Source organism: Polymorphum gilvum SL003B-26A1 (assembly GCF_000192745.1).
GTDB classification, from domain to species: Bacteria; Pseudomonadota; Alphaproteobacteria; order Rhizobiales; family Stappiaceae; genus Polymorphum; species Polymorphum gilvum.
Map to the genome: position 1 here is coordinate 3,159,921 of NC_015259.1, position 24,219 is coordinate 3,184,139.

Annotated in this window: 28 protein-coding genes; 13 read left to right on the plus strand and 15 right to left on the minus strand. The window is 67.9% G+C overall.

Annotated elements, in window-relative coordinates:
• Window positions 1–290 precede the first annotated feature (290 nt).
• Both SL003B_RS14775 and SL003B_RS23860 read right to left on the minus strand, forming a co-directional pair.
• A complete protein-coding gene (locus SL003B_RS14775) occupies window positions 291–1,568 on the minus strand; it encodes a DNA-packaging protein (RefSeq protein WP_479687519.1) in 1,278 nt (425 codons plus the stop codon).
• The gene (locus tag SL003B_RS23860; RefSeq protein WP_013653669.1) at window positions 1,513–2,241 is read right to left on the minus strand and encodes a hypothetical protein; all 729 of its coding nucleotides are present in this window, start codon (window positions 2,239–2,241) and stop codon (window positions 1,513–1,515) included. The genes SL003B_RS14775 and SL003B_RS23860 overlap by 56 nt, the downstream gene beginning before the upstream one ends.
• Window positions 2,242–3,001: 760 nt before the next feature.
• Between SL003B_RS23860 and SL003B_RS14785 the strand changes: the two genes are divergently transcribed.
• The 6 genes from SL003B_RS14785 (at window position 3,002) to SL003B_RS14810 (ending at window position 7,899) form a co-directional block, all read left to right on the plus strand.
• A complete protein-coding gene (locus SL003B_RS14785) occupies window positions 3,002–3,349 on the plus strand; it encodes an ElaB/YgaM/YqjD family protein (RefSeq protein WP_013653670.1) in 348 nt (115 codons plus the stop codon).
• A 248-nt stretch (window positions 3,350–3,597) separates the two neighbouring features.
• Complete coding sequence (locus tag SL003B_RS14790) at window positions 3,598–3,798, plus strand: hypothetical protein (protein WP_041375562.1); 201 nt, start codon at window positions 3,598–3,600, stop codon at window positions 3,796–3,798.
• 164 nt (window positions 3,799–3,962) lie between these two features.
• On the plus strand, window positions 3,963–5,582 hold the full coding sequence (locus SL003B_RS14795; RefSeq protein WP_013653671.1) for an FMN-binding glutamate synthase family protein: 1,620 nt from the start codon (window positions 3,963–3,965) through the stop codon (window positions 5,580–5,582).
• A gap of 153 nt (window positions 5,583–5,735) precedes the next feature.
• Window positions 5,736–6,668 carry a VOC family protein gene (locus SL003B_RS14800; protein WP_013653672.1) on the plus strand — a complete coding sequence of 311 codons (933 nt, stop codon included), beginning with the start codon at window positions 5,736–5,738 and terminating at the stop codon, window positions 6,666–6,668.
• A gap of 8 nt (window positions 6,669–6,676) precedes the next feature.
• Window positions 6,677–7,294, plus strand: coding sequence for an alpha/beta hydrolase (locus tag SL003B_RS14805; protein WP_013653673.1), 618 nt, complete (start codon window positions 6,677–6,679; stop codon window positions 7,292–7,294).
• 377 nt (window positions 7,295–7,671) lie between these two features.
• A complete protein-coding gene (locus SL003B_RS14810) occupies window positions 7,672–7,899 on the plus strand; it encodes a hypothetical protein (protein ID WP_013653674.1) in 228 nt (75 codons plus the stop codon).
• A gap of 32 nt (window positions 7,900–7,931) precedes the next feature.
• Here the strand turns inward: SL003B_RS14810 and SL003B_RS14815 are convergent, their stop codons facing one another.
• Window positions 7,932–8,429, minus strand: a complete 498-nt coding sequence (locus tag SL003B_RS14815) for a YcgN family cysteine cluster protein (protein ID WP_013653675.1) — start codon at window positions 8,427–8,429, stop codon at window positions 7,932–7,934.
• 84 nt (window positions 8,430–8,513) lie between these two features.
• Here SL003B_RS14815 and SL003B_RS14820 point away from each other — a divergent pair, with 84 nt between their 5' ends.
• Genes SL003B_RS14820 through SL003B_RS14830 form a run of 3 tightly spaced genes read left to right on the plus strand, consistent with a single transcriptional unit; the run spans window position 8,514 to window position 11,952 of the window.
• Complete coding sequence (locus SL003B_RS14820) at window positions 8,514–10,724, plus strand: transglycosylase domain-containing protein (RefSeq protein ID WP_013653676.1); 2,211 nt, start codon at window positions 8,514–8,516, stop codon at window positions 10,722–10,724.
• A complete protein-coding gene (locus SL003B_RS14825; RefSeq protein WP_013653677.1) occupies window positions 10,721–11,383 on the plus strand; it encodes a DUF1214 domain-containing protein in 663 nt (220 codons plus the stop codon). The genes SL003B_RS14820 and SL003B_RS14825 overlap by 4 nt, the downstream gene beginning before the upstream one ends.
• Window positions 11,380–11,952 carry a DUF1254 domain-containing protein gene (locus tag SL003B_RS14830; protein ID WP_013653678.1) on the plus strand — a complete coding sequence of 191 codons (573 nt, stop codon included), beginning with the start codon at window positions 11,380–11,382 and terminating at the stop codon, window positions 11,950–11,952. Before SL003B_RS14825 ends, SL003B_RS14830 begins: the two co-directional genes overlap by 4 nt.
• Before the next feature lie 11 nt (window positions 11,953–11,963).
• Here the strand turns inward: SL003B_RS14830 and SL003B_RS14835 are convergent, their stop codons facing one another.
• Window positions 11,964–12,812 (minus strand): hypothetical protein, encoded by an 849-nt coding sequence (locus SL003B_RS14835; RefSeq protein WP_013653679.1) that lies wholly within the window; start codon window positions 12,810–12,812, stop codon window positions 11,964–11,966.
• Between the two features lie 49 nt (window positions 12,813–12,861).
• Complete coding sequence (locus SL003B_RS23730; protein ID WP_013653680.1) at window positions 12,862–13,059, minus strand: hypothetical protein; 198 nt, start codon at window positions 13,057–13,059, stop codon at window positions 12,862–12,864.
• A 173-nt stretch (window positions 13,060–13,232) separates the two neighbouring features.
• Between SL003B_RS23730 and SL003B_RS14845 the strand changes: the two genes are divergently transcribed.
• Window positions 13,233–14,378 (plus strand): DUF2336 domain-containing protein, encoded by a 1,146-nt coding sequence (locus SL003B_RS14845; RefSeq protein ID WP_206771933.1) that lies wholly within the window; start codon window positions 13,233–13,235, stop codon window positions 14,376–14,378.
• Window positions 14,379–14,407: 29 nt separating this feature from the next.
• Here SL003B_RS14845 and SL003B_RS14850 read toward each other — a convergent pair whose 3' ends face one another.
• Genes SL003B_RS14850 through SL003B_RS14860 form a run of 3 tightly spaced genes read right to left on the minus strand, consistent with a single transcriptional unit; the run spans window position 14,408 to window position 17,273 of the window.
• A complete protein-coding gene (locus tag SL003B_RS14850; RefSeq protein ID WP_013653682.1) occupies window positions 14,408–14,749 on the minus strand; it encodes a DUF1491 family protein in 342 nt (113 codons plus the stop codon).
• A 30-nt stretch (window positions 14,750–14,779) separates the two neighbouring features.
• Window positions 14,780–15,514 carry a peptidoglycan-binding domain-containing protein gene (locus SL003B_RS14855; RefSeq protein ID WP_041375565.1) on the minus strand — a complete coding sequence of 245 codons (735 nt, stop codon included), beginning with the start codon at window positions 15,512–15,514 and terminating at the stop codon, window positions 14,780–14,782.
• Window positions 15,515–15,527: 13 nt separating this feature from the next.
• Window positions 15,528–17,273, minus strand: a complete 1,746-nt coding sequence (locus tag SL003B_RS14860; protein WP_148259324.1) for a PAS domain-containing sensor histidine kinase — start codon at window positions 17,271–17,273, stop codon at window positions 15,528–15,530.
• A gap of 376 nt (window positions 17,274–17,649) precedes the next feature.
• Here SL003B_RS14860 and SL003B_RS14865 point away from each other — a divergent pair, with 376 nt between their 5' ends.
• Window positions 17,650–18,099, plus strand: coding sequence for a DUF5330 domain-containing protein (locus SL003B_RS14865; protein WP_013653685.1), 450 nt, complete (start codon window positions 17,650–17,652; stop codon window positions 18,097–18,099).
• A 313-nt stretch (window positions 18,100–18,412) separates the two neighbouring features.
• The gene (locus SL003B_RS14870) at window positions 18,413–18,844 is read left to right on the plus strand and encodes a SufE family protein (RefSeq protein ID WP_013653686.1); all 432 of its coding nucleotides are present in this window, start codon (window positions 18,413–18,415) and stop codon (window positions 18,842–18,844) included.
• 21 nt (window positions 18,845–18,865) lie between these two features.
• Here the strand turns inward: SL003B_RS14870 and SL003B_RS22415 are convergent, their stop codons facing one another.
• The gene (locus tag SL003B_RS22415) at window positions 18,866–19,681 is read right to left on the minus strand and encodes a DUF6456 domain-containing protein (RefSeq protein WP_013653687.1); all 816 of its coding nucleotides are present in this window, start codon (window positions 19,679–19,681) and stop codon (window positions 18,866–18,868) included.
• Window positions 19,678–20,094 carry a helix-turn-helix domain-containing protein gene (locus SL003B_RS14880; RefSeq protein WP_206771934.1) on the minus strand — a complete coding sequence of 139 codons (417 nt, stop codon included), beginning with the start codon at window positions 20,092–20,094 and terminating at the stop codon, window positions 19,678–19,680. The genes SL003B_RS22415 and SL003B_RS14880 overlap by 4 nt, the downstream gene beginning before the upstream one ends.
• Window positions 20,095–20,273: 179 nt before the next feature.
• Between SL003B_RS14880 and SL003B_RS14885 the strand changes: the two genes are divergently transcribed.
• Entirely contained in the window at window positions 20,274–20,573 is a 300-nt protein-coding gene (locus SL003B_RS14885; protein WP_148259325.1) for a hypothetical protein, read from the plus strand.
• 91 nt (window positions 20,574–20,664) lie between these two features.
• Here SL003B_RS14885 and SL003B_RS14890 read toward each other — a convergent pair whose 3' ends face one another.
• From SL003B_RS14890 to SL003B_RS14910, 5 genes are all read right to left on the minus strand, one after another.
• The gene (locus SL003B_RS14890) at window positions 20,665–21,081 is read right to left on the minus strand and encodes a Ros/MucR family transcriptional regulator (protein ID WP_041375566.1); all 417 of its coding nucleotides are present in this window, start codon (window positions 21,079–21,081) and stop codon (window positions 20,665–20,667) included.
• Window positions 21,082–21,459: 378 nt separating this feature from the next.
• Window positions 21,460–21,816 carry a monovalent cation/H(+) antiporter subunit G gene (mnhG, locus tag SL003B_RS14895; protein ID WP_013653691.1) on the minus strand — a complete coding sequence of 119 codons (357 nt, stop codon included), beginning with the start codon at window positions 21,814–21,816 and terminating at the stop codon, window positions 21,460–21,462.
• The gene (locus tag SL003B_RS14900) at window positions 21,813–22,169 is read right to left on the minus strand and encodes a cation:proton antiporter (RefSeq protein WP_013653692.1); all 357 of its coding nucleotides are present in this window, start codon (window positions 22,167–22,169) and stop codon (window positions 21,813–21,815) included. The genes mnhG and SL003B_RS14900 overlap by 4 nt, the downstream gene beginning before the upstream one ends.
• Entirely contained in the window at window positions 22,166–22,642 is a 477-nt protein-coding gene (locus SL003B_RS14905) for a Na+/H+ antiporter subunit E (protein ID WP_013653693.1), read from the minus strand. Before SL003B_RS14905 ends, SL003B_RS14900 begins: the two co-directional genes overlap by 4 nt.
• A complete protein-coding gene (locus tag SL003B_RS14910) occupies window positions 22,639–24,219 on the minus strand; it encodes a Na+/H+ antiporter subunit D (protein ID WP_041375567.1) in 1,581 nt (526 codons plus the stop codon). The genes SL003B_RS14905 and SL003B_RS14910 overlap by 4 nt, the downstream gene beginning before the upstream one ends.

Here is a 24,219-nt window from a genome sequence, read left to right on the forward strand (position 1 = left end):
TCCAGAAACCTGCGTAACACCATGACGTCGCTTCCCTTTCCGCCGGCTGAAAGACCGCTTGAAGACGTTTACAAACCGATTCCGCAAACGCCCCTGCCGTCACCCCGGGTGAGCGCAGCGAGACCCGGGGGCCACTCGGTGCCAGAGCGCCGGTTGTCGGCGAAATGCTTGCCGCGCCCTTCGTTCCTGCGGCCAACGGGCCCGCGAGTAGGCCCCGGCTCTCCGCTTCGCTGCGGCCGGGGCGACGCGGAGAGTGCAGGGCAATGTCCCCGCCACACCCACCGCCGTCGCTACAACCGCCGCAGTCGCGGCTCGCCGCGGCCGGCGGGCATCAACTCGCTCAGCGCCCAGACCAGGGCGTCGAGCCGGTCGGGCGAGCGCCCCGAGGACAGGCCGCCCGGGCCGAAGTCGGCCATCTCGTCCTCCAACTCGGGCAAGGCGCCGACGTGGCGCACCCGGCCCTGGTCGTAGAGCATCGCCACCGGCTCGGCGCGCAGCAGCTTGCCGCGCGTCGCCCGCACGCAGCGCACCGGCACCGCCGGGTCGATGCCGGCGATCACCGCGCGCACCATGTCGCCGCCCTGGTTGACCTCGGCGACCAGGCAGTCGGCCCGGTAGTGATGCCACAGCGCCACCGCCGCGCCGGCCCAGTCGGCCGGGCGCGCCGGGCGCCGGCTGCGGTCGGCGAGCACATAGGCGACGCCATCGGCGCCAAGCCCGGCGACGATCAGCCCGCAGCCGTCCGAGCGCCTGGTCGCGGTCGCCGGCGGATCGACGGCGACGACGATGCGGACAAGCGCGTCGGGCGCCCGGTCGACCCGGCAGGCCTCCAGTGCGTCGCGCCGCCACAGCGCGTCGGGCCGGTCCTCGATCAGTTCGCCGTCGAGTTCCTGGCGGCCGAGCCGCGTGCCCTGGTAGCGGGCGACGATGCGTTCCAGGAAGCCGGGCGCCAGGAACAGTGCGTTGGCCCTGGTCGGCGCATGGGTCAGCGCCGTGCCGGGTAGGTCGATGAGCCGCTTGAGCAGCGGCACCGGCCGCGGCGTCGTGGTCACCAGCTGGCGAGGGCGCGCCCCCAGGCGCAGGCCGAACTGCAGCATGTCGAAAGTCTCCTCGGCGTGTCGCCACTTGGCGAGTTCGTCGGACCAGGCGATGTCGAACTGCGGCCCGCGCAGGGCCTCCGGGTCCTCGGCGGAAAAGGCCTGTGCCACCGCCCCGTTGGGCCATTCCAGGCGCCGGCGGCTCGGGTTCCAGGCCGGGCGCTCGTGGCGCGGGTGGACGGCGAGCAGGCCCGAGACGCCCTCGATCATGACCTCGCGCACGTCGGCGAAGGTCTCTCCGACCAGCGCGATGCGCCCGGCGACGGCCGCCTCGCACCAGCGGTGGCCGAGCGCGCGGGCGCGGATCCATTCCGCTCCCGCCCGCGTCTTGCCGGCGCCGCGTCCGCCCATCAGCAGCCACAGCGACCACGCTCCCGGCGGCGGCATCTGGTGGCCATGGGCGAAGGTCGGCCAGTCATGCAGCAGGAACGCCATCTCCTGGGGCGTCAGCGCGTCCAGAGCCGCCTCGATCCGGCCCTCCCTCCGGCAGGCGGCCAAGGCGTTGCGCAAGCTCCTGGCGCAGGGCGTCGGGGTCGACGTCATGGCGTGTCTCCTCCGCGCGCGCCTTCTGCAGCGCCAGCAGCATGTCGAGCGTGCGGGCGAGGCTGGCCAGCGTCTTGGCCGTGCGGTCGACCTCGGCCAGGCTCTCGATGCCCGCTGCCGCCTCGCCCCGGCCGTCGCCGGCAGGATCGTGGCGCGCCTCGCGCGCCATCAGCCGGCCGAGCCGGTCCTCCAGCCGCGCCACCTGCTTCTCGAACGCCCGGTACAGTCGGGCGACCATCTGCGCCCGCGCCTGCGGGCTCGCCTCGGCCAGCGCCGAGGCGACCTCCGAGCGTCGCACCCAGCCGTGCTTTCTCGCCCGGTTGTGCACCTGGCTGTCCGAAACGCCCAGCCGCTCGACGATGGACAGGACCGGCGTCTCCGTCTCCTCGTAGAGCCGGCGCGCCTCGGCCCAGATCTCGGGCGCGTGATTGACATAACTCCGCCCGCCCGCCAGGCCCGCCGCTGCGCCGTCCCGATTGCCGTCCGGACCGCCGTCCGGGGCGTTCGCGAGCGCCTCCTCCGGGTCGCGTCCCGGCCCCTCCCCGAAATTGCCCCGCGGAGCGCAAGCCTGCGCGCCGCCGCTCTCGTCCGCGTCGGTCATGACAGATATCCTCTGTTCGCTGCCCACGACGCCTCCTGCCGCTGCCCGCGTCTCGCAAGCCTCATGGTGAGGAAGGGGCGCAAGGTCCCATCCCGAACCATGGGCGGCAGGCTCCGGAGGTCGTATCCTTCGAAACAGTCGCTGGCGCGGCTTCTTCGGACTCAGGCTGCACGTCGCTGGCGACAGACGACCCACCGCGGTCATCCCCGTCTTGCGGGGGATCCAATCGGCGGGCCGGCCGATCTGGACCGGCCGATCTGGGCCATCCGGTCGATCGCGACATGTACGGCAGCGGCCGGTCGCGGCAGCGGCAGCGGCAGCGGCAGCGGCAGCGGCAGCGGCAGCGGCAGGCTCCGCCGCACAGGACTTATCCCCGCCCCGCAGCGTCGGCATCACACTGTCCCGTAATTGTTCCGGCACTGCCCCGCGCCGCCCGCGCCGCCCGCGCCGCCCGCGCCGCCCGCGCCGCCATGCCCCCAAGGCATCGCCCGGCGCGCAGTTTTCGGATCATGGCAAAACCCTACCCGAGCAGCGTCACGCTGTCAAGGAATTTTTTCCTATACCTCGCCCGCAGCCATCGCCCGGGCGCGCGCAGGGCACGCCCCCCTCCGCCGTCACCCCGGGCGAGCAGCGCGAGACCCGGGGCCCACGCGGTGCCGGAGCGGCGAGGTTTCGGTCCGCGGCGCGGCGGAACCATCGAAGCGACCGCGCGTTTGCCCGGCGAACCCGATTGACCTGCACCAGATCGAAGGAGACCCCCATGGCCACCGCCCAAGCGATCAAGACCAACAACAGCAAGACCGAGCCCGCCATCGAAGAGACCCGCGACGACCTCGCCGCGCAGATCGCAGCGCTCAAGGCCGACCTGTCCAGCCTGACCGCCCGCATCGCCGGCCTTGGCGAGACCGGCGCGCGCGCGCTGCGCACCGAGACGAAGACCGCCACCGCCAAGGCCGCCGCGACCGGCGAGGCGCTGATCCACGAGCTGGCCGCGCGCGAGCGCGAACTGGAACTGCGCGCCCGCGCCGGCATCCGCGAGCATCCGCTGCAGGCGGTGGCGATCGCCGCCGGCGTCGGCTTCCTCGCCGCCCTGCTGGTGCGCCGGTAAGCGGCCGGCGCGATGGCGCTCTCGCACACCCTGGCCGGAGTCCTGACGCTGGACGGCCCGGCGCTGACGCGCCGGCTCCGCCAGGCCGCGCTGCTGTGGCTCGCCGCCGGGACGGCCGGGCTCGTCGCGTCCGGGCTCCTCGGCGCTGCCCTGACCGTCTGGCTTGCTGGCCGGATCGGCACCGTCGCGGCCCTGTCCGTGCTCGGCGGCGTGCTTGCGCTCGCCGCCGCCGGGCTGGGCTCGCCAACGTGCTCGCCGAGCGCCGCTACCGGCGCCGGCAGGCGGCGGCGACCGCCGCCCAGGCGGCCCGCATCTCAGGAGCTCTGGTGCTGGCGCGCAGCCTCGCCGGCGGCCTCGGGCCGAAGGCCGGCCTCGTGCTGCCGCTCGTCGCCGCCGGGCTCTATCTGGCGACCCGGCCGCGACACGACGGCGGCGACGAGGACGTCTGACCGCCCGCGCGCGACCCGCCGGCCGCGCCCCTGCCCAGCCCCGCCCCCCAGATCCGGCCAAGATCCGGCCCAGATCCAGCTTTGTTAACCCCTTTGCGGCGACACTGGTCCGGCCCGGCCGCCTCCCCGGCGGCCGGCCGTCTCAGGACAGGACCCGCCGCCGCATGCTCGCGCCCCGCTACTTCGCCTATTATGCCTGCCTGGCGCTGTGCGCCGTGTTCCTCGCCCTCGCCCTGCTCGCCGATCCGGCCCTTGCTTGGCCGCTGGCGATCCTCGTGCCGCTGGCCGCCGTCGGCACCCGCGACCTGGTCCAGCCGCGCCACGCGATCCTGCGCAACTATCCGCTGATCGGCCACCTGCGCTTCCTGTTCGAGGACATCCGCCCCGAACTCAGGCAGTATTTCTTCGAGTCCAACCAGGACGGCCGGCCGTTTTCGCGCGAGCGCCGCTCGCTGGTCTATCAGCGCGCCAAGAACGAGGAGGGCAACATGCCCTTCGGCACCGAGATCGACGTCGACGCCGAGGACTACCAGTGGGTCAACCATTCGCTGGCGCCGAAGGAACACGCGCCGGAGGTGCCGCGGGTGGCGATCGGCGGGCCGGACTGCCGCCAGCCCTATTCGGCCTCGCTCTACAACATCTCGGCGATGAGCTTCGGCTCGCTCAGTGCCAATGCCATCCTGGCCCTGAACAAGGGCGCCAAGCTCGGCACCTTCGCCCACGACACCGGCGAGGGCGGCATCTCGCGCTATCACCGCGAATTCGGCGGCGACCTGATCTGGGAGATCGGCTCGGGCTATTTCGGCTGCCGCACCCCGGACGGCCGCTTCGACCCCGACCGCTTCGCCGCCCAGGCGAGCGACCCGCAGGTCAAGATGGTCGAGGTCAAGCTCAGCCAGGGTGCCAAGCCCGGCCACGGCGGCGTGCTGCCCGGCTCCAAGGTCACCGAGGAGATCGCCGAGGCGCGCGGCGTGGCGGTCGGCGAGGAGTGCGTATCGCCCGCCGCGCACAGCGCGTTCGCGACCCCGGTCGAGCTTCTGCAGTTTGTCGCAAGGCTCCGGCAGCTATCCGGCGGCAAGCCGGCGGGTTTCAAGCTGTGCATCGGACACAAGTGGGAGTTCATGGCCATCGCCAAGGCGATGCTGGAGACCGGCATCACCCCGGACTTCATCGTCGTCGACGGCGGCGAGGGCGGCACCGGGGCGGCGCCGGTGGAGTTCTCGAACCGGCTCGGAACCCCGCTCAAGGAGGGATTGTCCTTCGTTCACAACGTGTTGGTCGGCACCAACCTGCGCGAACGGATCCGCATCGGGGCGAGCGGCAAGCTGATCAGCGCCTTCGACCTGGCCAGCGCTCTGTGCCTGGGCGCCGACTGGTGCAACTCCGCCCGCGGCTTCATGTTCGCCATCGGCTGCATCCAGTCGCAGAGCTGCCACACCAACCGCTGCCCGACCGGGGTCGCCACCCAGGACAGGCGCCGCCAGCAGGCCTTGGTGGTGCCGGACAAGGCCCAGCGGGTCGCCAACTTTCACCGCAACACCTTGAAAGCCTTGGCAGGTTTCACCGCGGCCGCCGGCCTCGAGCACCCCAAGGAGTTCACCCCGGCGCATTTCTACCTGCGCGAGGGCCATGGCGACGTCCTGCCCGCCAGCAAGGCGCTGCGCTGGCTGGCGCCCGGTGCCCTGCTCGCGGGCGAAGACATCCCCGGCTATTCGAACTACTGGCAGATGGCGACCGCCGACAGCTTCCAGCCGGTCCGCCCGGTCGCCCCGCCGACCTCCTGACGCGGCCCGCATCTGGCGACTGTTCACGAGACGGGAACGATACGTCGAGCAGCGCGCCCCTTATCCCGAGTGCCGGCGCGCTCTATCTGGCCAGTGTGACTGGAGGAAACCCATCACGGGTGTCCTCCTGCCCGACCAGGGAGACAACACGCCATGCTGAACCAGATCCTCGGCCTGCATCACGTCACCTCGATCGCCGGCGACGCACAGGTGAACAATGCCTTCTTCACGAAGGTGCTGGGACTGCGCCGGGTCAAGCAGACCGTCAACTTCGACTCCCCCGACGTCTATCATCTCTATTACGGCGACGCGGCCGGAACGCCCGGTTCGGTGATGACCTACTTCCCGTTTCCCGGCGCGCGGTCCGGCCGGCCGGGCACCGGCGAGATCGGCACCACCGCCTTCTCGGTGCCGAAGGGCGCCCTGCCCTACTGGCGCGACCGCTTCACGGCACTCGGCGTCGATGGGCTGAAGGACGAGACGCTGTTCGGCGAGAACCGCCTGCTGTTCGCCGGCCCGGACGGCGACGGCTTCGCGCTGGTCGAGGTCGCCGACGACCCCCGCTCACCCTGGACCGGTGCCGACATTCCGGAGGACGCCGCGGTGCGCGGCTTCCACTCCGCGGCCCTGCGGCTGCGCGACGCCGGCGCCACGGCCGAACTCCTCGGCTTCATGGGCTACGAGGAGACCGATGGAGCCGACGGCGTCCGCCGCTTCGCCCTCGCCACGGGCAACGGCGCCGATGTCATCGACATCGAGATCATGCCGTCCATCGCCGCCGCGCAGCAGGGCGCCGGCTCGGTCCACCACATCGCCTTCTCCGTGGAGGACCGTGCCCGCCAGCTCGAGGTCCGCAAGGCGCTGATGGACACCGGGTTCCAGGTCACGCCCGTGATCGACCGAGACTATTTCTGGGCGATCTACTTCCGCACCCCCGGCGGCGTGCTGTTCGAAATCGCCACCAACGAGCCGGGCTTCGATCGCGACGAGGACACTGCCCATCTCGGCGAAACCCTGAAGCTGCCGACCCAGCATGCGCATCTGCGTGCGTATCTGGAACGGCATCTGCCGCCGCTCGAAGACTGAAGTCTGCCATGGCGCTCGACAGCTACCATTTCATCGAAAAGCCTGCCTCGGGACCGGACGCCCCCCTGGTCTTCGTCTTCCACGGCACGGGCGGCGACGAACGCCAGTTGCTCGGTCTCGCCGACCAGCTCCTGCCCGGCGCGGCCGTGATCGCGCCACGCGGCGACGTGTCCGAACATGGCGCAGCGCGCTTCTTCCGGCGCAAGGCCGAAGGCATCTATGACATGGACGATCTCACCGACCGCACCGCCCGGATGGCCGCCTTCATCGCAGCCCACCGCGAACGGATCGCTCCGGGCCAGGTCGTCGGCCTCGGCTATTCCAACGGCGCCAACATCCTGGCGTCCGTGGCGTTCCGCGATCCGGCTCTCTTCGACGCCATCGTGCTGATGCATCCGCTGATTCCGTGGACACCCGCAGCCAACCCGGATCTCGCGACCCTGCGCGTTCTGATCACCGCCGGACGGAGCGACCCGATCTGCCCCGCGCCGCTGACCGACGCGCTGTCCGCCTACTTCAGCCGGCAAGGCAGCAGGGTCAGTGAAGTCTGGCACGACGGTGGCCACGAGATCCGCCAGAGCGAGTTGGCGGCGGCAGCGGGTTTTCTGGCGCCGGGCCCCGCCTGACGGGGCGCAACCTGGCGCAGACGGCCTGCTGCAGGTGAACACCGGTGCCCTTTCGGCGCGGATGAGACCCGCGGGACACATCCATGGCCGTGACATCAGGCCCGAACCGGGCCACGACCATCTTCCTTTAGGTAATATTCACAGTACAACATTTGATAATAAACGACTTTTTTGTAACATCCCGGAAATTGCCCGTTCATGAGGATCCGCGCGCCGCTGAATGCGTATAATTTAAGCAGACCGTCGGCGACTTGATGCCCTTGAAGGCATTTTGCACCGCACCCAACTATACTGCAGCGCAAAATGACTGGCATACGGATTGCGACGCCGGAGCCGCGGCCTTGCCTCCCCAGGGCCGTAAGATAAGGAACGATCACATGCTCTATACTGTGTACGTGGCGGTGTGCCTTGCCTCGACCCCCATCAAGGACTGCAATCAGAATACGGCCCAGGATTGGATGGTCGCCCCCGGGACGTTCAGCCTGTCCTATTGCATGGTCCACGGCCAGAAATTCGCGGCCGAATCACACATGGTACGGAACGGCGAATACGCGAAGATCTTCTGCCAGTCGCTGACCACCACGCGGGCAGCCAACGTCGGCTGACACCGTCCCGGAGCAACGCTCAGCATGAAGCGTCAGGGGAGCGTGCAACTCTCCGGCGCTTCCTCCGGCCAGGTCACCACGTGGTCCTCGTAGTCCTCGATCTCGACCTCGGTTTCCGGCACCGTGCGGCCGCGCACCGATATGCCGGCGGCGTGCACGCTGTCCCGATCGCCGGACACGAGCGGATGCCACCAGTAGAGATCGCGCCCCTCCCGGACCAGGCGATAGGCGCAGGTTAGCGGCAACCACGTCAGGCTGCGCACTTCGACCGCCGTCAGTTGAATGCAGTCGGGCACCGTCGCGGTCCGGTTCGGGTAGTCCCGGCAGCGGCAGGTCGCGTCGTCCAGCAGCGCGCAGGCGACGTCCGTCCAGACGATCTCTCCGGTATCCCAATCCTCAAGCTTGTTCAGGCAGCAGCGGGCGCAGCCGTCGCAAAGCGATTCCCACTCCGCGGCGGACATCTCTTCCAAGCTCTTGACGCGCCAGAACGGCTCGTCGTTGGCGCATGCCGGGCCAGTCATTGATTTCATGTGCGGTTTCGGGTTCCTATGCGGTACTATCCATTTTCACGAACCGATCCTTATCAGGATCTCCTCCGCACGGGTAGCAGAGCGGTGACTTCCGATCTCGATGGCAACAACGGTCGCGGCGCTCCTGACAGCCGGCAGGGCGGCCAGCAGACGGATCCGGGGCAGAAGCGGCGCCGCCGCTGGTCGCTGTCCGCGTCCCTGCTGTCGGCGGATGCCTGGGTCGACACCGCCCTGTGGCGCGCGGGCTCGGGCCTTGCACGACTTCTCGAACGGTACGACGGCCTCCTGCGGCGATTCCGCACCCGCGGCATTCCGCGCGTGTTCTCCGAACTCGGCTCCGATGCCTGCACCTTCGGCCTGATGGGTCTGATCGTCGTCCTCACTTTCGCCCAGCCGGCCTTCGAGGCGACGCGCAATGCGGACTGGCGAACCACCGACGACTTCTCCGTCACCTTTCTCGACCGTTTCGGCAAGGAGATCGGCCGCCGCGGCATCGTCCTCAACGACACGGTACCGTTGGAGGAAATCCCGGACTCGCTCGTCAAGGCGACACTGGCAACGGAAGACCGCCGCTTCTTCGAACACTTCGGCATCGACATCTTCGGCACCGCCCGCGCCATGGTTGAGAACCTGCGTGCGCGTACGGTCGTGCAGGGCGGCTCGTCGATCACGCAGCAGCTCGCCAAGAACCTGTTCCTGTCGAACGATCGCACGCTGGAGCGCAAGATCAAGGAAGCCTTCCTCGCCCTGTGGCTGGAGGCGAACCTGACCAAGCGCGAGATCCTCAAGCTCTATCTCGACCGCGCCTACATGGGCGGCGGCGTGTTCGGCGTCACCGCGGCGGCCGACTTCTATTTCAAGAAGAACGTGCGCGAGCTGACGCTGGCCGAATCCGCCATGCTGGCCGGACTCTACAAGGCGCCGTCGAAATACGCCCCGCATGTCAACCTGCCGGCGGCGCGCGCGCGCGCCAACGAGGTGCTCACCAACATGGTGCAGGCCGGCTTCATGACCGAGGGGCAGGTGATCGGCGCCCGACGCAATCCAGCGGTCGCCGTCGACCGTTCCAAGGATCAGGCACCGGAATATTTCCTCGACTGGGCCTTCTCGGAGGTCAAGCGGCTCGCCCGCCGCAAGCCCGCCCTCGCGCGCGACCGCATCGTGACGGTACGCACGACGCTCGATCCGGCACTGCAACGCCAGGCCGAACAGGCCGTGGAATCGGTCCTGCGCCAGTTCGGCGAGGAACGGCGGGCACGCTCGGCAGCCCTGGTGTCGATGGTCCCCGACGGGGCGGTGCGGGCGATGGTCGGCGGGCGCGACTACGGCGAGAGCCAGTTCAACCGCGCGGTCGACGCCCTGCGCCAGCCCGGCTCGTCGTTCAAGCCCTTCGTCTACATGGCCGCTTTCCTGAACGGCTACTCGTCGGCCAGCGTCGTACCCGACGCGCCGATCAGCATCGGCGGCTGGAGCCCGCGCAACTATTCGCGCGGTTTTGCCGGTCCGGTTACGCTGAAGAACGCCCTGACCCGCTCGATCAACACCATCCCGGTGCGCCTCGCCCAGGCGATCGGACGCGACAAGATCGTCGAGACGGCCTACGCCATGGGCATCAGCCACGAGCTCAAGATCTCCAAGTCACTGCCGCTTGGCGCGTCCGACGTGTCGATCATCGACATGGCCGCCTCCTACTCCGCCTTTGCCAACGGCGGTTACAAGGCGACGCCCTATGCCATCCTCGAGGTTAAGAATTCCGCCGGCCAAACGATCTACGACCGCGACAGAGAGGAGGCGCCGCCGGCGCGCATCCTGCCGGCCGACAAAGTGGCCGAAATGAACGACATCCTGGTCAACGCAGTGCAGAACGGCACCGGTCGCCGGGCCATTCTCGAAGGTGTGGTCGCCGCCGGCAAGACCGGCACGACCTCGGCCTATCGCGACGCCTGGTTCGTCGGCTACACGGGCAACTTCACCACAGCGGTCTGGTTCGGCAACGACGACTTCACGGGGACGAATCGCGTCACCGGCGGCAGCCTGCCGGCCATGACCTGGCAGAAATACATGGCCTATGCCCACGAAGGCATCGAACTGACACCAATGCCGGGCGTCGGTGCCGGTGCGCTCGTCAGGACGCCGGTCGCCGGCAGCCAGGACGGACCTGCAGCGAGCCAGCCGCGCATTCTGAACACGCGCGCCTCGGAGGTCCTGCAGTCGATCGGCCGCGCGCTCGACGCCCTGCGTCCGACGGCCGCAGCCGGACCGCACGCCTCCGAAGCGGCAGCGGTGATCCGGTGACGGCCGGCTTCCGTCCCAATCCCGAAACGGACTGGCAGGCGAGCGAGGTCCCCGCCATCCTGCGGCCATACCGACCGCATCCGTTGGTGCGCGCCGGCACCCTGTTTCTGGTTGCAATCGCTGCGTTGGCGCTCGGTATCGGGTCTGCCTATCACGCCATCGATCGGGAAAGCCTGTTCCATTCCGTCCGCATAGGCGTCTGGGGCACCCACCCCCATGCCGGCACGCCGCAGGCTGACCCCTACTCGGCCGCCATGTATGCCCGCACCGGCCGCGTCCCTCTCGCCTCCGGGGAAGGTATCGCCTTCACCGCGAAGACAGACAGCTCCGGGGCCACGCTCACCGCCGCCTGCGACTACCTGATCGAGGGCGCCACCCCACCGGCACGACTGTGGACGCTGACCGCAACGGACAGCCATGGGCGGCTGGTGGAGACCCTCGCGGGCCGCTCCAACCTGATCGGCGCCCACCTGCTGCGCCGACCCGACGGCAGCTTCGAGATCGTCGCCTCGGTCCGCCCTCAGCCGGGCAACTGGCTGCCCACCGGCAACGGCGACGGCCTTGCGTTCGTCCTGCGCCTGTACGACGCGCCAATCACCACCGGCTCCTCGCTCGCCGGTCTGACCATGCCGAAGATCAGCCGGAAGAACTGCCGATGACCCGGTTCCTGCCGCTGCGCCCGCTGCTCTATGTCCTCGCCACGCTGCTGCTGGCCGGAATCGTCCACATACTTGTAGTCCTGACGGTGCCCGGCCACGTGCGTGTCGACGCCTTCGAGAAACTGGCCCGGTTCGGTCCGGACCGTACCTTTAACGTGCTGCGCGACATCGCACCCGGCTCCGAACCCCTGCCGATGCTGGATCCCGCGATGAAACACGCCATCTGCCGCTTCCGCCTCACGGACGGGCCCGTGCACATGTCTGCGTCTGTCGACTCGCCGTTCTGGTCGCTCGGTCTGTTCAACGGCGCGGGCGAAGTCGTATACAGCCTCAACAACCGCACGTCGGGCAGTGGCGAACTGGCCATGCTGGTCCTGTCGCCCGAGCAGTTGTCGATCCTGCGCGAGAACCCGCCGGAGAACCTGGACGAACTGATCGTCATCGAGACCGAGGAATCGGACGGCTTCGCGCTGCTGAGGGCCTTCGTGCCGGATGCTGCGCACAAGAGCAGCGTCGACGCCGGCCTGGCGGCGGCACGCTGCGCGACGTTGTCGGGGCGCAGCCGCTGAGACCTCGGCCGCTACTTCTGCAGTGGCGGCTGCTCCCGCGACCAGCCGGTAAGGATGCGTGACTTGAGCACCTCGTCCGGGGTGCGATAGCGGTTCTCGGCGACGCAATCCTCCTCGGCGAGGCGCACCATCTTCTCCATGTCCTTGATGGCGGTGTTGGTGTCCCACACCCGGTTGCCCGAAGGCGTCTCGATCTCCAGCTGATCGACGGCGGTCTGATAGGCCTTTATGCGGAAACGCAGGGCCTGGGACACCCAGCGCAGGTAGGTGCGGTTTTCCCACACCCGTGCATTCGCGCCGGCGAAGGCCTCCTCGGTGACCAGCGGTCGAGCGTTCAGCGCGCGCAGGCGCTCCTCATCGGCCTGCTCGACCCGTCGCGCCACCTCGCAGAACGGCATCACCAGCTTGGCATCGCCCCGCGCGTCGGCGGCGATACGGTCGTAGCGTGCGTTGCTGGAGCGGAACTTCTCCGAGTTCAGGAAAATGGAATAGAGCACGACGGGAACCCGACCCTGCTCCTCGGGCAGGATCCGGGTGCGCGTCAGTTCGACGAGCGTGCCGCCGATCCAGTCCTTCGTCCAGGGCGGCCGGATCAGGCCCCAGCCAAGGTCGCGCAGCAGCTTCTCGTCGTCGGTCAGATTGAAGGTGGAGACCGGCTCCTCCCGGTAGCGTGCCGCGAGGTCGCCGGCGGCGGGCAGCACGGTGTCGTGCATGACCGACGGCGCGGCGCGGTCAAAATCGCCGGTCGGCCGGCTGCAGCCGGTCAGCGCGAGCACGACCAGCAACGGCGCAAGATGCGCGGCAGGCCTGCAGGCAGCACGTCCTGCGTCCGCTCGTCCGAAGCCAGTCATTGCGCCCATCGGGCCGTCCCCGCACGGATTCAAGCGGCGCGGCCCCAGGCGGCGGCGCCTACTCGCGGTCCGACACCTTTTGGCCGGCCGTTCTCCCGATGGTTCCGATTCGCACGCCGAGATCAAGCGTGTCGCGCTCGATCCTGACGCCCGGGAAGATGATCACCTGACCGGATCCGCCGCCCGATCGGATCGCCGGAAGCAGTCTGCGGGAAATCGGCCGGCGGGCCGCGGCGAAGTTCAACACAGTGCCCATCGTCTCCTCCGTTGGTCCGGTGACCCGAAAAGACGCACGGGCCGCTATGCCACTGGGCGACGCTTTACGTAGATTGAAACTCATTACGCGCGGTCAGGGTTAACAGGATGCTAACGCTTTGCACCTAATTTTATGCAAACGGCCGCTAGGCTCGTTTCTGGTATCGAGTAGCGTTGACGAGCACCATGACCTGCACCGAGCCGCCACGCGGCACATCCTTCCTTGATCCGAAGCGAGATCTGGCCCGCAGGGACTGCCTGCTGCTGGCCGCGACGGAGCTGTTCGTCGCGCGTGATCGCCATGACCGCAGCGAAAGGCGGCTGTTCGGCGAACTCGCCCTCAACCTGCTGCCCGACACGCCTGTCGGCGACCGGCGCCGCATCGCCTGTCTGCTGGCGCGCACGCCGGACGCACCGCCCGAGGTCCTCAACGCCCTCGCAGCGGATCCTGACCCCCTGGTCGCCTATCCCGTTCTTCTGCATGCTGCAGTCCTGCCCGAGGACACCCTGCTGGCGGTCGCCGAACGCGGCCCGGACAGTCTGCGACGCGCCCTCTCCCGCCGTCCTGAGTTGCCGGAGTCCGTGCTGGAACGGCTCGCAGCGCGCGGCGACGAGGCAGCCGTGCGCCTGCTGATCGCTCACGGCCGACCGCTGCTGCCGGTACCGGCCTTGGCCGCCCTGTGCGCACGTCCCGAGATCATGGCCGTGATCGGCCCGGAACTCGCCGGGCGCGCCCTGCTGCCGTCGGACCTCCTGATCGCCCACTATCCGACCCTCGACGCCGCGAACCGGCAGCGGGCGATCGCGGCCGCAGAGTTGCGCGCGCTCGCCGATCGCGCCCGCCAGGGTGGCACACGCGCGCCGCAGCCCGCCTTCAAGCCGGCGCTGTTGCAACGGATCGTCGCAGCCGCCCTGACCGGCGGACGCGCCTCGTTCGCACGTCAGATCGCCTATGCGCTCGGTCTCAGCGCCGGCCTCGCCGCGCGCGTCACCGTCGACGCCAGCGGCGAGCCGCTGGTCGTGTGCCTGAAGGCGCTCGGCCTCGCCCCGGCCAGCGTTGCGACCGTTGTGGTGCGTATCGTCGGACGGACGCTGTCGATCGAGCAGCTGCGTGCGCTGCTCGCCTTTCACGATGCGCTGTCGCCGGCCGCGGCTCTGGTCCTGGTCGGGCGTTGGCGTGTCCTTGAAGGCGGCCAAGCCGCTACGCCCGAACGCCATGCACCGCTCCACCAGGAAACGCGTCTCCAAGCGTCTCGGAGCGGATCCGAGGCCCCAGCACCCGCACGAAAGGACGTGGATCGCGAGCGGCAGGCCTCCTGAGGGAGACAGCGCCGGTGCGTTGCGCCCGATCAGTTTTCCCCAACCAGCGGCAGGAAGCTGCGGCCGTCACGATCCTCGATCTCGATCACCCAGAAGTCTGGGTCCATCCGCATCTCGCGGGCGAGTCGTGCATCCACCGCTGCGCGGTCGCCCTCCGTGATCAGGGGCTCGAACAGGCGGCCATCGGGCGTCTCGGAGAAATAGGCCTGCGGTGCGGGGCCGTAGAGATCGAGCCGGCCGTCGAGCCGGTCGACAACGACGAAGATGGCGCCTGCCTCCGGCGCGCCCTTGCGCACGGGAGCGGCAAAGCCGCCCTCGCCGAAGACGCGGCGGACGAGCGCGCGGACGAAAAAGTCGGATGTGACCCGCATGATATGCCGCCGTCGCCGGGCGTCCGCCTTTCAGGGTTGGATCGAAACGCCGCTGACCTGTTCAAGGCGCTCGACCAGGGTCGGGTTGACCCGTCCGGTGATCGGCAATCCTCGGTCCAGTTCGAACCGCTGAATCGCGCTGGCGGTGTTGTCGCCCATCAGGCCGTCCGCCCGCAAGGGACCGTAGCCGAGATCGGACAGCACCTGCTGGACCCGCATCAGCAGCCTGTCCTGGGCCGGCACCGATCCGGTGGTCTCCGCCGCTACCGGCGCAGCGGCCAGCGGCGAGCGGCGAGGCACCGGCACACCGGGATCGGATGACAGGACGGTCCCGTCCGGCTCCATGGTCAACCGGGCGAGCAGGGCCGCCGTCGCCTCGCCCGTCTCGGGCAGGCCGGCCTGAAGTTCATACCGGCGCACCGCTCGTTCGGTCGCCGGCCCGACCAGACCGTCGAGCAGGCCCTCGTAGAGCCCGAGACGGCGCAACTCGGTCTGGATGTCGAGCACCAGCGCGGATACCGGCAACGTCGCCACGGTGCGCTCCTCGGCCGTTGCGATGGCTGCCGGCCGCTCGCGCGTGATCAGCAGGGGCGCCGGATGGCGGCCGGGCTGCAGGCCGACCGCATTCGCCACGATCAGGCAGCCGGTCAGGGCCATGACGACGGATCCGCCGGCGGCGACCGGATTGTCGAGCGCCGCGTTGCCGGCGCGCGCGATCATACCTTCACGGGGCTCGGGATCGTGAACGTCTCGCCTACGCGCCATCGCCTCCGATCCCCTACGCCGTATTCCTCAGGGCGCCGACCTCGCCGGCGGCGCCAGCGTGAGCGGTCCGAAGCGGCAGCGTGACGGTGACGCAGGTGCCGGTGCCGGGCAGGCTGTCCACCGTCATCGCGCCGCCATACAGTTCGGCCAGGGCTTTCACCACCGAAAGGCCGAGCCCGGTCCCGGGGGCCTCGCACAGCGCCGGGTCCCTGGTCCGGAAATAGGACTGACCGAGCCGTGGCAAGTCCGTTGCGGCGATGCCGGGGCCGCTGTCGCGGACCGACAGCTCGACCCGGTCGCGATCGCGCCGCGCACAAAGAACCATCCTGGAGCCCGACGCCCCGAACTTGACCGCATTCGACAGCAGGCTGAGCACGATCTGCATGCAGGCGCGTCGGTCGGCCGGAAAGGCTCCAAGGCCGTTGTCGACCTCGGTGACGATCTCGATGCCCTTGCCGCTGGCCTCGGTGGCCAGCATGTGCCGGCAGGTTTCCAGGCACTGGGGCAGGTCGAAGGGCTCGATCGACAGATCGTAGCGTCCGGCCTCGATCTTCGACATGTCAAGCAGATCTTCGACCATCTGGAGCAGGTGAGTCCCCGACTGATGAATGAGGTCGATGTACTTGCGGCTGCGGCTGTCGTCGGACGGAGAGGACCCTGCGCGTAGCAGGTCGGCGAAGCCTAGGATGGCATTGAGCGGCGTGCGCAACTCCTGCCCGATGCTGGCCAGGAACCGTGTCCTTGCCGCGCTGGTTGCTTCCGCCGCACTGCGCTCGGCGGCAAGGGCATCGTCGTGCAGCCGGCGGGCTGAAATGTCCCGCAGCACGGCCACCACAGTCCCGCTGGCCGATGCGCCCGACCGCACCGGCGGGCGCCGGCAGGTCATCTCCATCCAGCGATAGTCGGCGATTCCGACCTCGCCCGGCCGGGTTGCACCCGTGCGGATGCGGAGTTCGGCGCAGCGGGGCACCTCGTCGCAGGCGGCGTCCGAGACGGTCTTGAGGAACAACGGCCGATCGGCGACATGCACCCGCTGGAACAGTCCGTCGGTGCGGATCAATCGCGCCGGCGCGCCGAGCAGCCTGTCCGCGGGACCGGCCAGGGACAGCACGTCACCGCCTTCGCCGAGCACGGCGACCAGATCATCGACATTTTCCGACAGCAGCTTCAGTCGCTGGTCGCGGTCGCGTACGAGATTCTCGCTGCGATGCTGCTCCAGACCGATTCGCAGCGCCAGCATGGAGGCATAGGCGAGCGCGAACAGGGCCGACACCGTCTCATGACCGGCGATATGCCCGGCGAAGCCGAAGACCGCCACAGGCTGAGCGAACAGGGCGAGCGCCGCTGCCTCGGCCGCGCACAGGATGGCAACCAGCACGACCACCCTGCGCTCGCCCGACAGGGCGGCTTCGAGCGGCGCCATCAACAGCCAGACGACAGCGAAGGACTGAATGCCGCCGGTCAGAGCGCACATGGCTCCGATGAAGACGGCAAACAGGCCAGCGGACGCGCCATGAGCGACGGCCAGGTTGCCGGTGCGTGACAGATACATTGCCAGCGGCCACTGCCCGATCGCCCAGGCAAGGCCGAGCGTCAGCGGCAGCGAGGTCGGCCCGACTAGAGCGAGATAGAGCGGCAGCAGGATCAGCGCCGCAGTACCCGCGACCAGGGTCGCAATGAGGAACGCCCTGTGCCGGGGAGCTCTCAGGTCGTCATCGACGACGGAGGGGTGTATCAGGGCGTCGACGAAACGGGACACCGCCTGACCCAGAACCGGCAAATGGGCAGATACGCTACGCAACACACTCAAACGGGACCCCCGACGGGCCTCCGTCTCCAGATTCTTGACTGGAGCGATTTTCGCGCGGACCGCTTAAGGAACGCTAAAGGCAAGCGGGAGGGCGTCGATCGTTGCTCGGGGAAAATCCTCGCCGAATCCGGCACTTCGTTCGGTCTCGATAAAACTTTAGACGAATTCGTCGCGCCTTTTAGTCAAATGCGCCGTGTATTTGATGAAAATCCGACGGCCCGCTGCAACCGGGCTTTCGGATGTCGATGCTAGGGTGTCTCAACAACAAAAGCGTCCGCGCCTGGCACGGTAACCGGATGCAGGATCGACTTCGAAGGGTAGCGCGATGTTTTTTCTTCTGAGGACAGCCTTCTGGCTAACCTTGGTGCTGATGCTGATCCCGTTCGGTTCGGACGAGACCAGCACGGCGGAGATCAAGGTCGACCCGATCGAGGCCTTCATGGCGGCCCAGGCGACAGTGAGCGACATCTCCACGTTCTGCACCCGCAATCCGCAGGCCTGCGAGACCGGGGGACAGGCGCTTGCAGCCATCGGGTCGCGTGCCCGCGACGGCGCGAAGATCGTCTACGAGTTCCTGGACACGTCGCTTGAGTCCGGATCCGGCGAGACACAGCAGGCCGCCGCGGGCGATATGCCCCTCCCGCTCGCGGGCGGCACGCTCACCCCGGATGACATGCAGCCTGCGTGGCAGGCCGTCAGCGAAAAGGTCTCCGCTCCGGAGACACCATTTGGGCCGGTGCCACGGCCCAATCCGCGATCAGGCCAGCGAGCCTGACCGCGGCAATGCCGCCGATCGAAGGCCTCCACTCCCTTCGCAAGGCGGCGGTTTGCGCCCCGCATGACCCGACCGGCTTCTTGTCCTGACCCGAAGCCGGCCCGGAGAGACGGACAAACACCTTGGCGGGATCTCCCGCAACGCCGCAAGCGGGATCTACCCTGTCCGCTTGCGGCGTTTCTTTTTCCACGCCTCCGAAACCGGGGCGCTCGGTGTCACCGGGCGGTTGCGCCGCCCGCCCTGCCAGCTATATGAAGGGCGAAGACTACCCTGCCCTCACAGGCCAGCGCGCCCAGCGAGCCCAAACGAACCGATGACGACCCCTCTCGACGACATCCTGGAAAACTTCGAATTCCTCGATGACTGGGAAGACCGCTACAAGTATGTCATCGACCTCGGTAAGGAACTGCCGCCGTTTCCGGAAGCGGAACGCAGCGAAGAGAACCGGGTGCGCGGCTGCGTGTCACAGGTCTGGCTGGTCAAGGACGTCGGCCGCAACGACGCCGGCGAGCCGGTCATCCGCTACCGTGGCGACAGCGACGCGCTGATCGTGCAGGGTCTGGTCGCCATCGTTCTGGCGCTGTTTTCTGGCAAGACGGCCCGCGAGATCCTGGCCACCGACGTTGATGCGGTATTCGAGCGCATCGGCCTGAAGGACCACCTCACGCCACAGCGCTCGAACGGACTCAAGTCGATGGTCAACCGCATCCGCGACGACGCCCGGATCGCACTCGAGGCCGCCTGACGGAACTCATCGCAAGGGGGATCAATCGCGCCGGCGACGCGGCCGTATCCTCGCACGGCCACGCGCCGTGCTGGCATAGCCGTAATGGTCGGCCAGGCGTCCCAGGGCGAGGCCAAGCACCACCTTGGCCGACCGCGCCGGCCAGCCTCTTTCCCGTTCCACGGTCTCCAGCCCCTTGAGCAGGCAGCAGACGTCGACCAGAACGCCCGAGAGGCCCGGTCCTGCGGCGTCGAGCGCGGCGCGGACGCGGTCGCGCGCCGCCAGCACGTGGTCCGGGAGGTCCCCCGCCGCGCCGCCGCCTGCTCGGCAATGGCGTCCCGGCCCCACCTCCGTACGCCAGCCGCCGGCTAGCGCCGGCATCAAGCCGGCGAAGGTATAGTCGGCACGCAGGCGTTCGCCGGCCTCGACGGCAGCCGGATCGATCAGCGGCGCACCGCTGCGGTCGCGCCGCCGTGCCAGCCAGGCGAGCGGGCTTTCCGCGAGATTGACCAGGGCATGCACCCGCCCAGGCCCGACCGGGTCGGGCACCAGTTCGACCGCCTGCGCCTGCTGCTGGGCACGCAGGTCTTCCCTCCCTGACAACAGGCGACGCAGGTGGGTGCGTCCGTCGTCGGTCAACAGCACCGTACCACCTGGCTCGCCGGCGACCAGGCCGGCAGCGCGCAGACGTTCCAGCAATCCAGCCGGCAGATCCAGCGCAGGTGCATCGGCCGACGCGGCAGGATCGCGCAGGCAGGGTGCCCGCCCGCCTGCCTCCCACAACAACGGCCCCGTCGCCAGCCGCTTCAACACGCGCCGATGCAGGCGGGCCTCGGCTCCGACCGCCGGTCCGTTCATCGTTTGTCTCCGCAGGTGGGGTTGAAGCGCAATCGGCATGCGCCCATCACGATCTGCTCGACTTCGGTCAGGAACGTGTCGCAGTAAGGATCGTCCCGCCGGTCCTCCCATTTGCGGCAGGCGTGGGCGACGGTCGAACGATCGCGCCGATAGCGGCGGCCGACCTCGCAGAGCGACAGGCCCAGCATGACATGCGCCAGATACATCACCATCTGGCGCGCCTCGGCCGACCGCGCCCTGCCGCGCGTGGAGTGGTGGATCTCGTCCGGACTGATGCCGAGGCCTTCGGCAATCAGGCCTTCGGTCATCACCAATCGGGCACGGACAAGGTGGTCTCCGCAGGAGGCCGGGTGGCGGCGCGACCGCAGGATTCCGGCAGGCTGACTTCTATCCCCTCCTTCGAAACGCTCCATGACAGATCTCCCGTGGCAGAAGCGACTTGTAGGCTTATTTTCCTACATATTATTACCTCAATTTTTAGTGGTGGATATCTTTCCTAACTACCCCTGAGGGGCTTTTTGAAAACATGGGAAATCCCCGCCGCCGCGTGCCGTGGCAATGTGGATATCCGTAACGAAAGATGGGGCACCGGATGGCAGAGACGGGAGATGGACGGGCCGGCATGGGCGAAGATGCGCGCTTCCTGGCGCGCCTGTTCGCGGACCTGGGCGCAGCCGTCGACCCGCCTGCCGGCGGGCCCAGCCACCGGGCGGTGCTGCGTCGCCTGGTCCGGGCGGCACGAGGGGAACGGACACGCTGCCGCGCGGGTCACTGGACCGGCGATCTCAACCGCCTCGACGGCCTCCACGGCGAACTCGCCCGCCAATGGGCGCGCTATCGCGCCGGGCGGACGAAACCGCGGGAGCCGTTCCCGCACGGAAGGCCACCATGAGAAAGGCCATCATGAGAAAGGCCATCATGAGAAAGGCCGCCCCGGAGATCCTCCGGGACGGCCTCAAGTCGACGCGACGACGCGCTGATGCTTACTTGGAACGCTTGCGCTGCTGACCGAGGCCCATCTTCTTGGCCAGTTCGGACCGGGCGGCGGCATAGTTCGGCGCGACCATCGGATAATCGGCGGGCAGGTCCCACTTCTCGCGGTACTCTTCCGGCGTCATGTCGTAGTGCGTGCGCAGGTGCCGCTTCAGCGACTTGAACTTCTTGCCGTCCTCCAGGCAGATGATGTAGTCGGGCATGACCGACTTCTTGACCGGGACCGCCGGCTTCAGAGGCTCCGGCTCCGGCTCCGCCTGGGCACCGGACGTCCGCTGCAGGGCGGTATAGACATCATTGATCAGAGCCGGGAGGTCCGTCGAGGCAACCGTGTTGTTGCTCACGTAGGCAGAAACGATTTCGGCCGTAAGATCAATAAGGTTCGTGTCTACCGGATTGTCAGTCATATCTCACCCGTTCCAGATATCTTGCTCGGATTCATCATGCTTGCGCGATGCGAGGATCTTGGTGAGCCGCTCAAGAGCAATAACGCCTTACTTTCAGCTCACACAGATAAAAATTGATTCTTCTGCATAGGCAACGTTGTCGTCCTTATATCGACGGATCGGGCAGTCGACAAGCCCCAGTCAATAAGAAAAACAGTAAAACATCTCCATAAGACACATTTTATTGGACGTGTCCTTTCGAATTTTGTCGATTCTGTGATCAATCGGCCCAGTATTGGCATGATCGTGGTCCCGGCCATGCGCCATCGGGAACATAGCCCGTCGCACGGCGACGGTGCCGCCGCGTGGATCGGGACCGTCGCCGCCCTTGCGGGAAACTTACTTGGCCTCTGCGTCCCTGCGGATCTTGGAGTCGGCGAGCGCGTCGATCCGGGTGGCGGCGCACGGCCGATAGCCGACCTTGTAGGACGCCGTCGCGAGCAGGTGCGCGGAAACCGGGGCGGTCAGCACGAAAAAGATGACACCCGCCACGGCGCGCGTAATGACGCCGAGGTCGCCGGCATGCAGCGCCAGCGCCAGCAGCATCAGACCGGAACCGAGGGTGCCCGCCTTGGAAGCGGCATGCATGCGCATGTAGACGTCCTGCAGGCGCAGGATGCCGATGGAGGCGACCAGCGCAAAGGCGGCGCCCACGACCAGTCCGCAGCCGACCAGGATATCGATCAGGGCGTTCATCGGTCGGTCTCCTTGCGGGCTATGCTGTCCTTCACCTCGGCCAGGATCGTCTCGTCGCCCGCAGTGCCGCGGTTGAGCACGAAGCGAGCGAAGGCGACAGTGGCCAGGAAGCCGACCAGGCCGAGTGTGATGGCGATGTCGATGTAGAGATAATAGTCCGTCAGAACGCCGATCGCCGCGATGAAGCCGATCCCGGTCGCGACCAGCATGTCCAGCGCGACAACCCGGTCAGGCAGGGTCGGGCCGCGCACCGTGCGGATCACGATCAGCACGAAGGACAGGCAGAGCAGTGCCAGAGATACCTGCACGCAAATGGCCAGAAAACCGTCGGCGAACTGGTCGAGCGGGCTCATCGAAAAGCCTCCAGGATCTTGCGTTCGAAGCCGTTCTTGATGTCGGCAATAGTGCCCTCGGGATCGGGCACGTCGATGCAATGGACATAGAGCGTCTTGCGGTCGTCGGAAACGTCGACCGACAGCGTGCCGGGAGTCAGCGTGATCAGATTGGCCAGCAGCGTGATCTCGAAATCCCGGTCGACGGTCAGCGGATAGGCAATGATACCCGGCTGCAGCACGATCTTCGGCCGCGTCACGATCCGAGCGACGCGCCAGGCCGACAGCACCAGTTCGTAGACGAACATCACCGCCAGGCTCACGACCTTTCCCGAGCGGGTGAAATAGCCGCCGGTGTTGATCTGTTCGCGGATCAGGTACAGCACAGCCGTGCTGAGCAGGAAACCGAACAGGAGGTTCACGGCGGAAAAGGAACCCGACACCGCCGCCCAGGCGAGCGCCATCAGGATGTTGACGAGGAACAGGCCGATCATAGGGCGCCTCCGAAGACGGACCGCAAATAGCCGGCGGGGTCGACGAGACCGCTTGCTCCGCGCGCCGACACCTCCAGCATCCATTCCGGCAGCAGGCCGAACAACACTACCAACGCGGTCAGGATGCCGATCGGCAGCCAAATGCCGGGAGAATTCAGTTCGGCCGCTAGCTTCGGGGCAGCGATGCTGGCGCCGTCAACGGTACCCTCTGGCCCACCGCGCCAGAAGGCGAATATCCAGACCCGCCCGACCGCGATCGAGGTCAGCAGCCCGCTGGCGAGGATCGTCACCGCGAGCCAGGTCCACCCCCCCGCGAGCGCCGCATCGACCAGCATCAGCTTGGGCCAGAAACCGGAGAACGGCGGCAGGCCGGCCACGGCAAGGCCGAGCACCAGGAACACGGCCGCGAAGGCCGGACTGACACCGTAGAGGCCACCGAGCCGGCGCAGGTCGAACGATCCGCCCATGGCGCCCATAACGCCGGCGGCCATGTAGAGCGCGGTCATGACGATGATCGAATGGACGGCATAGAAGATCGTGCCGGACAGGGCGAGGGTCGAGCCAATGGCGAGACCGGCGAGCATCGAACCGATGCCCGAGATCACCAGATAGCCGAACAGGCGGCGGACGTCCGACTGCGCCAGGGCGCCGAAGACGCCGGTCAACATGGTGGCAATAGCGACAAGCGCCACGAGGTCGGCCATCTCGACGCGGGCAGCAGGCATCAGCATCGCCAGCACGCGCAGAAGCGCATAGACACCGACCTTGGTCAGCAGGCCGGCGAACACAGCCGACACCACGATTCGCGGCGTGTGGTAGGAAGACGGCAGCCAGAAGTTCACCGGGAAGGCCGCTGCCTTCATGGCAAAGGCGAGCAGGTAGAGCACGGCAATCGACAGCACCGTGCCACTCATCTCGATCTCGCGCACCTTGATCGCGATATCGGCCATGTTGAGCGTTCCGAACTTGCCATAGAGCAAGCCGGTCGCGATCAGGAACAGGTTGGTGGCGACCAGGTTGAGAATGCCGTATTTGACCGCGCCGTCGAGCTGGGACCGGTCGTTGCCCAGTACCAAGAGGCCGTAGGACGAGATCAACAGCACCTCGAACCAGACGTACAGGTTGAAGACGTCGCCCGTCAGAAAGGCGCCGCACACACCCGTCATCATCAGCAGCAGGAACGGATAGAACCCATAGCGGCGACGGCTGGTGTCGATCGTCGCGGCGCCGTAGATGCCGGCGCACAGGGCGACGATCGAGGCAATGACAGCCAGCGTGGCGCCGAGGGCGTCGACCGTGAAGGCGATGCCGAATGGCGGCAGCCAGCTGCCCATCACCATGGTGACGACGCCCTTGTCGAGCACGTGCGCCAGCAGCGCGACGGTGCTGACGACAAGCAGGCTGAGGAAGACCAGGCCGATGCGTGGCTGTACCTGCGTGTTCTTGCGGGTGATCAGGCACAGGGAGCCGCCGACCATGGTGAGGATCGAAGGCGCAACGACCAGCCAGTCGGCGGCCGACATCGGCGCGGTCGCCATCGCCTGGGAAAGGTCGACGGAAACGGAGGAACCGGCCAT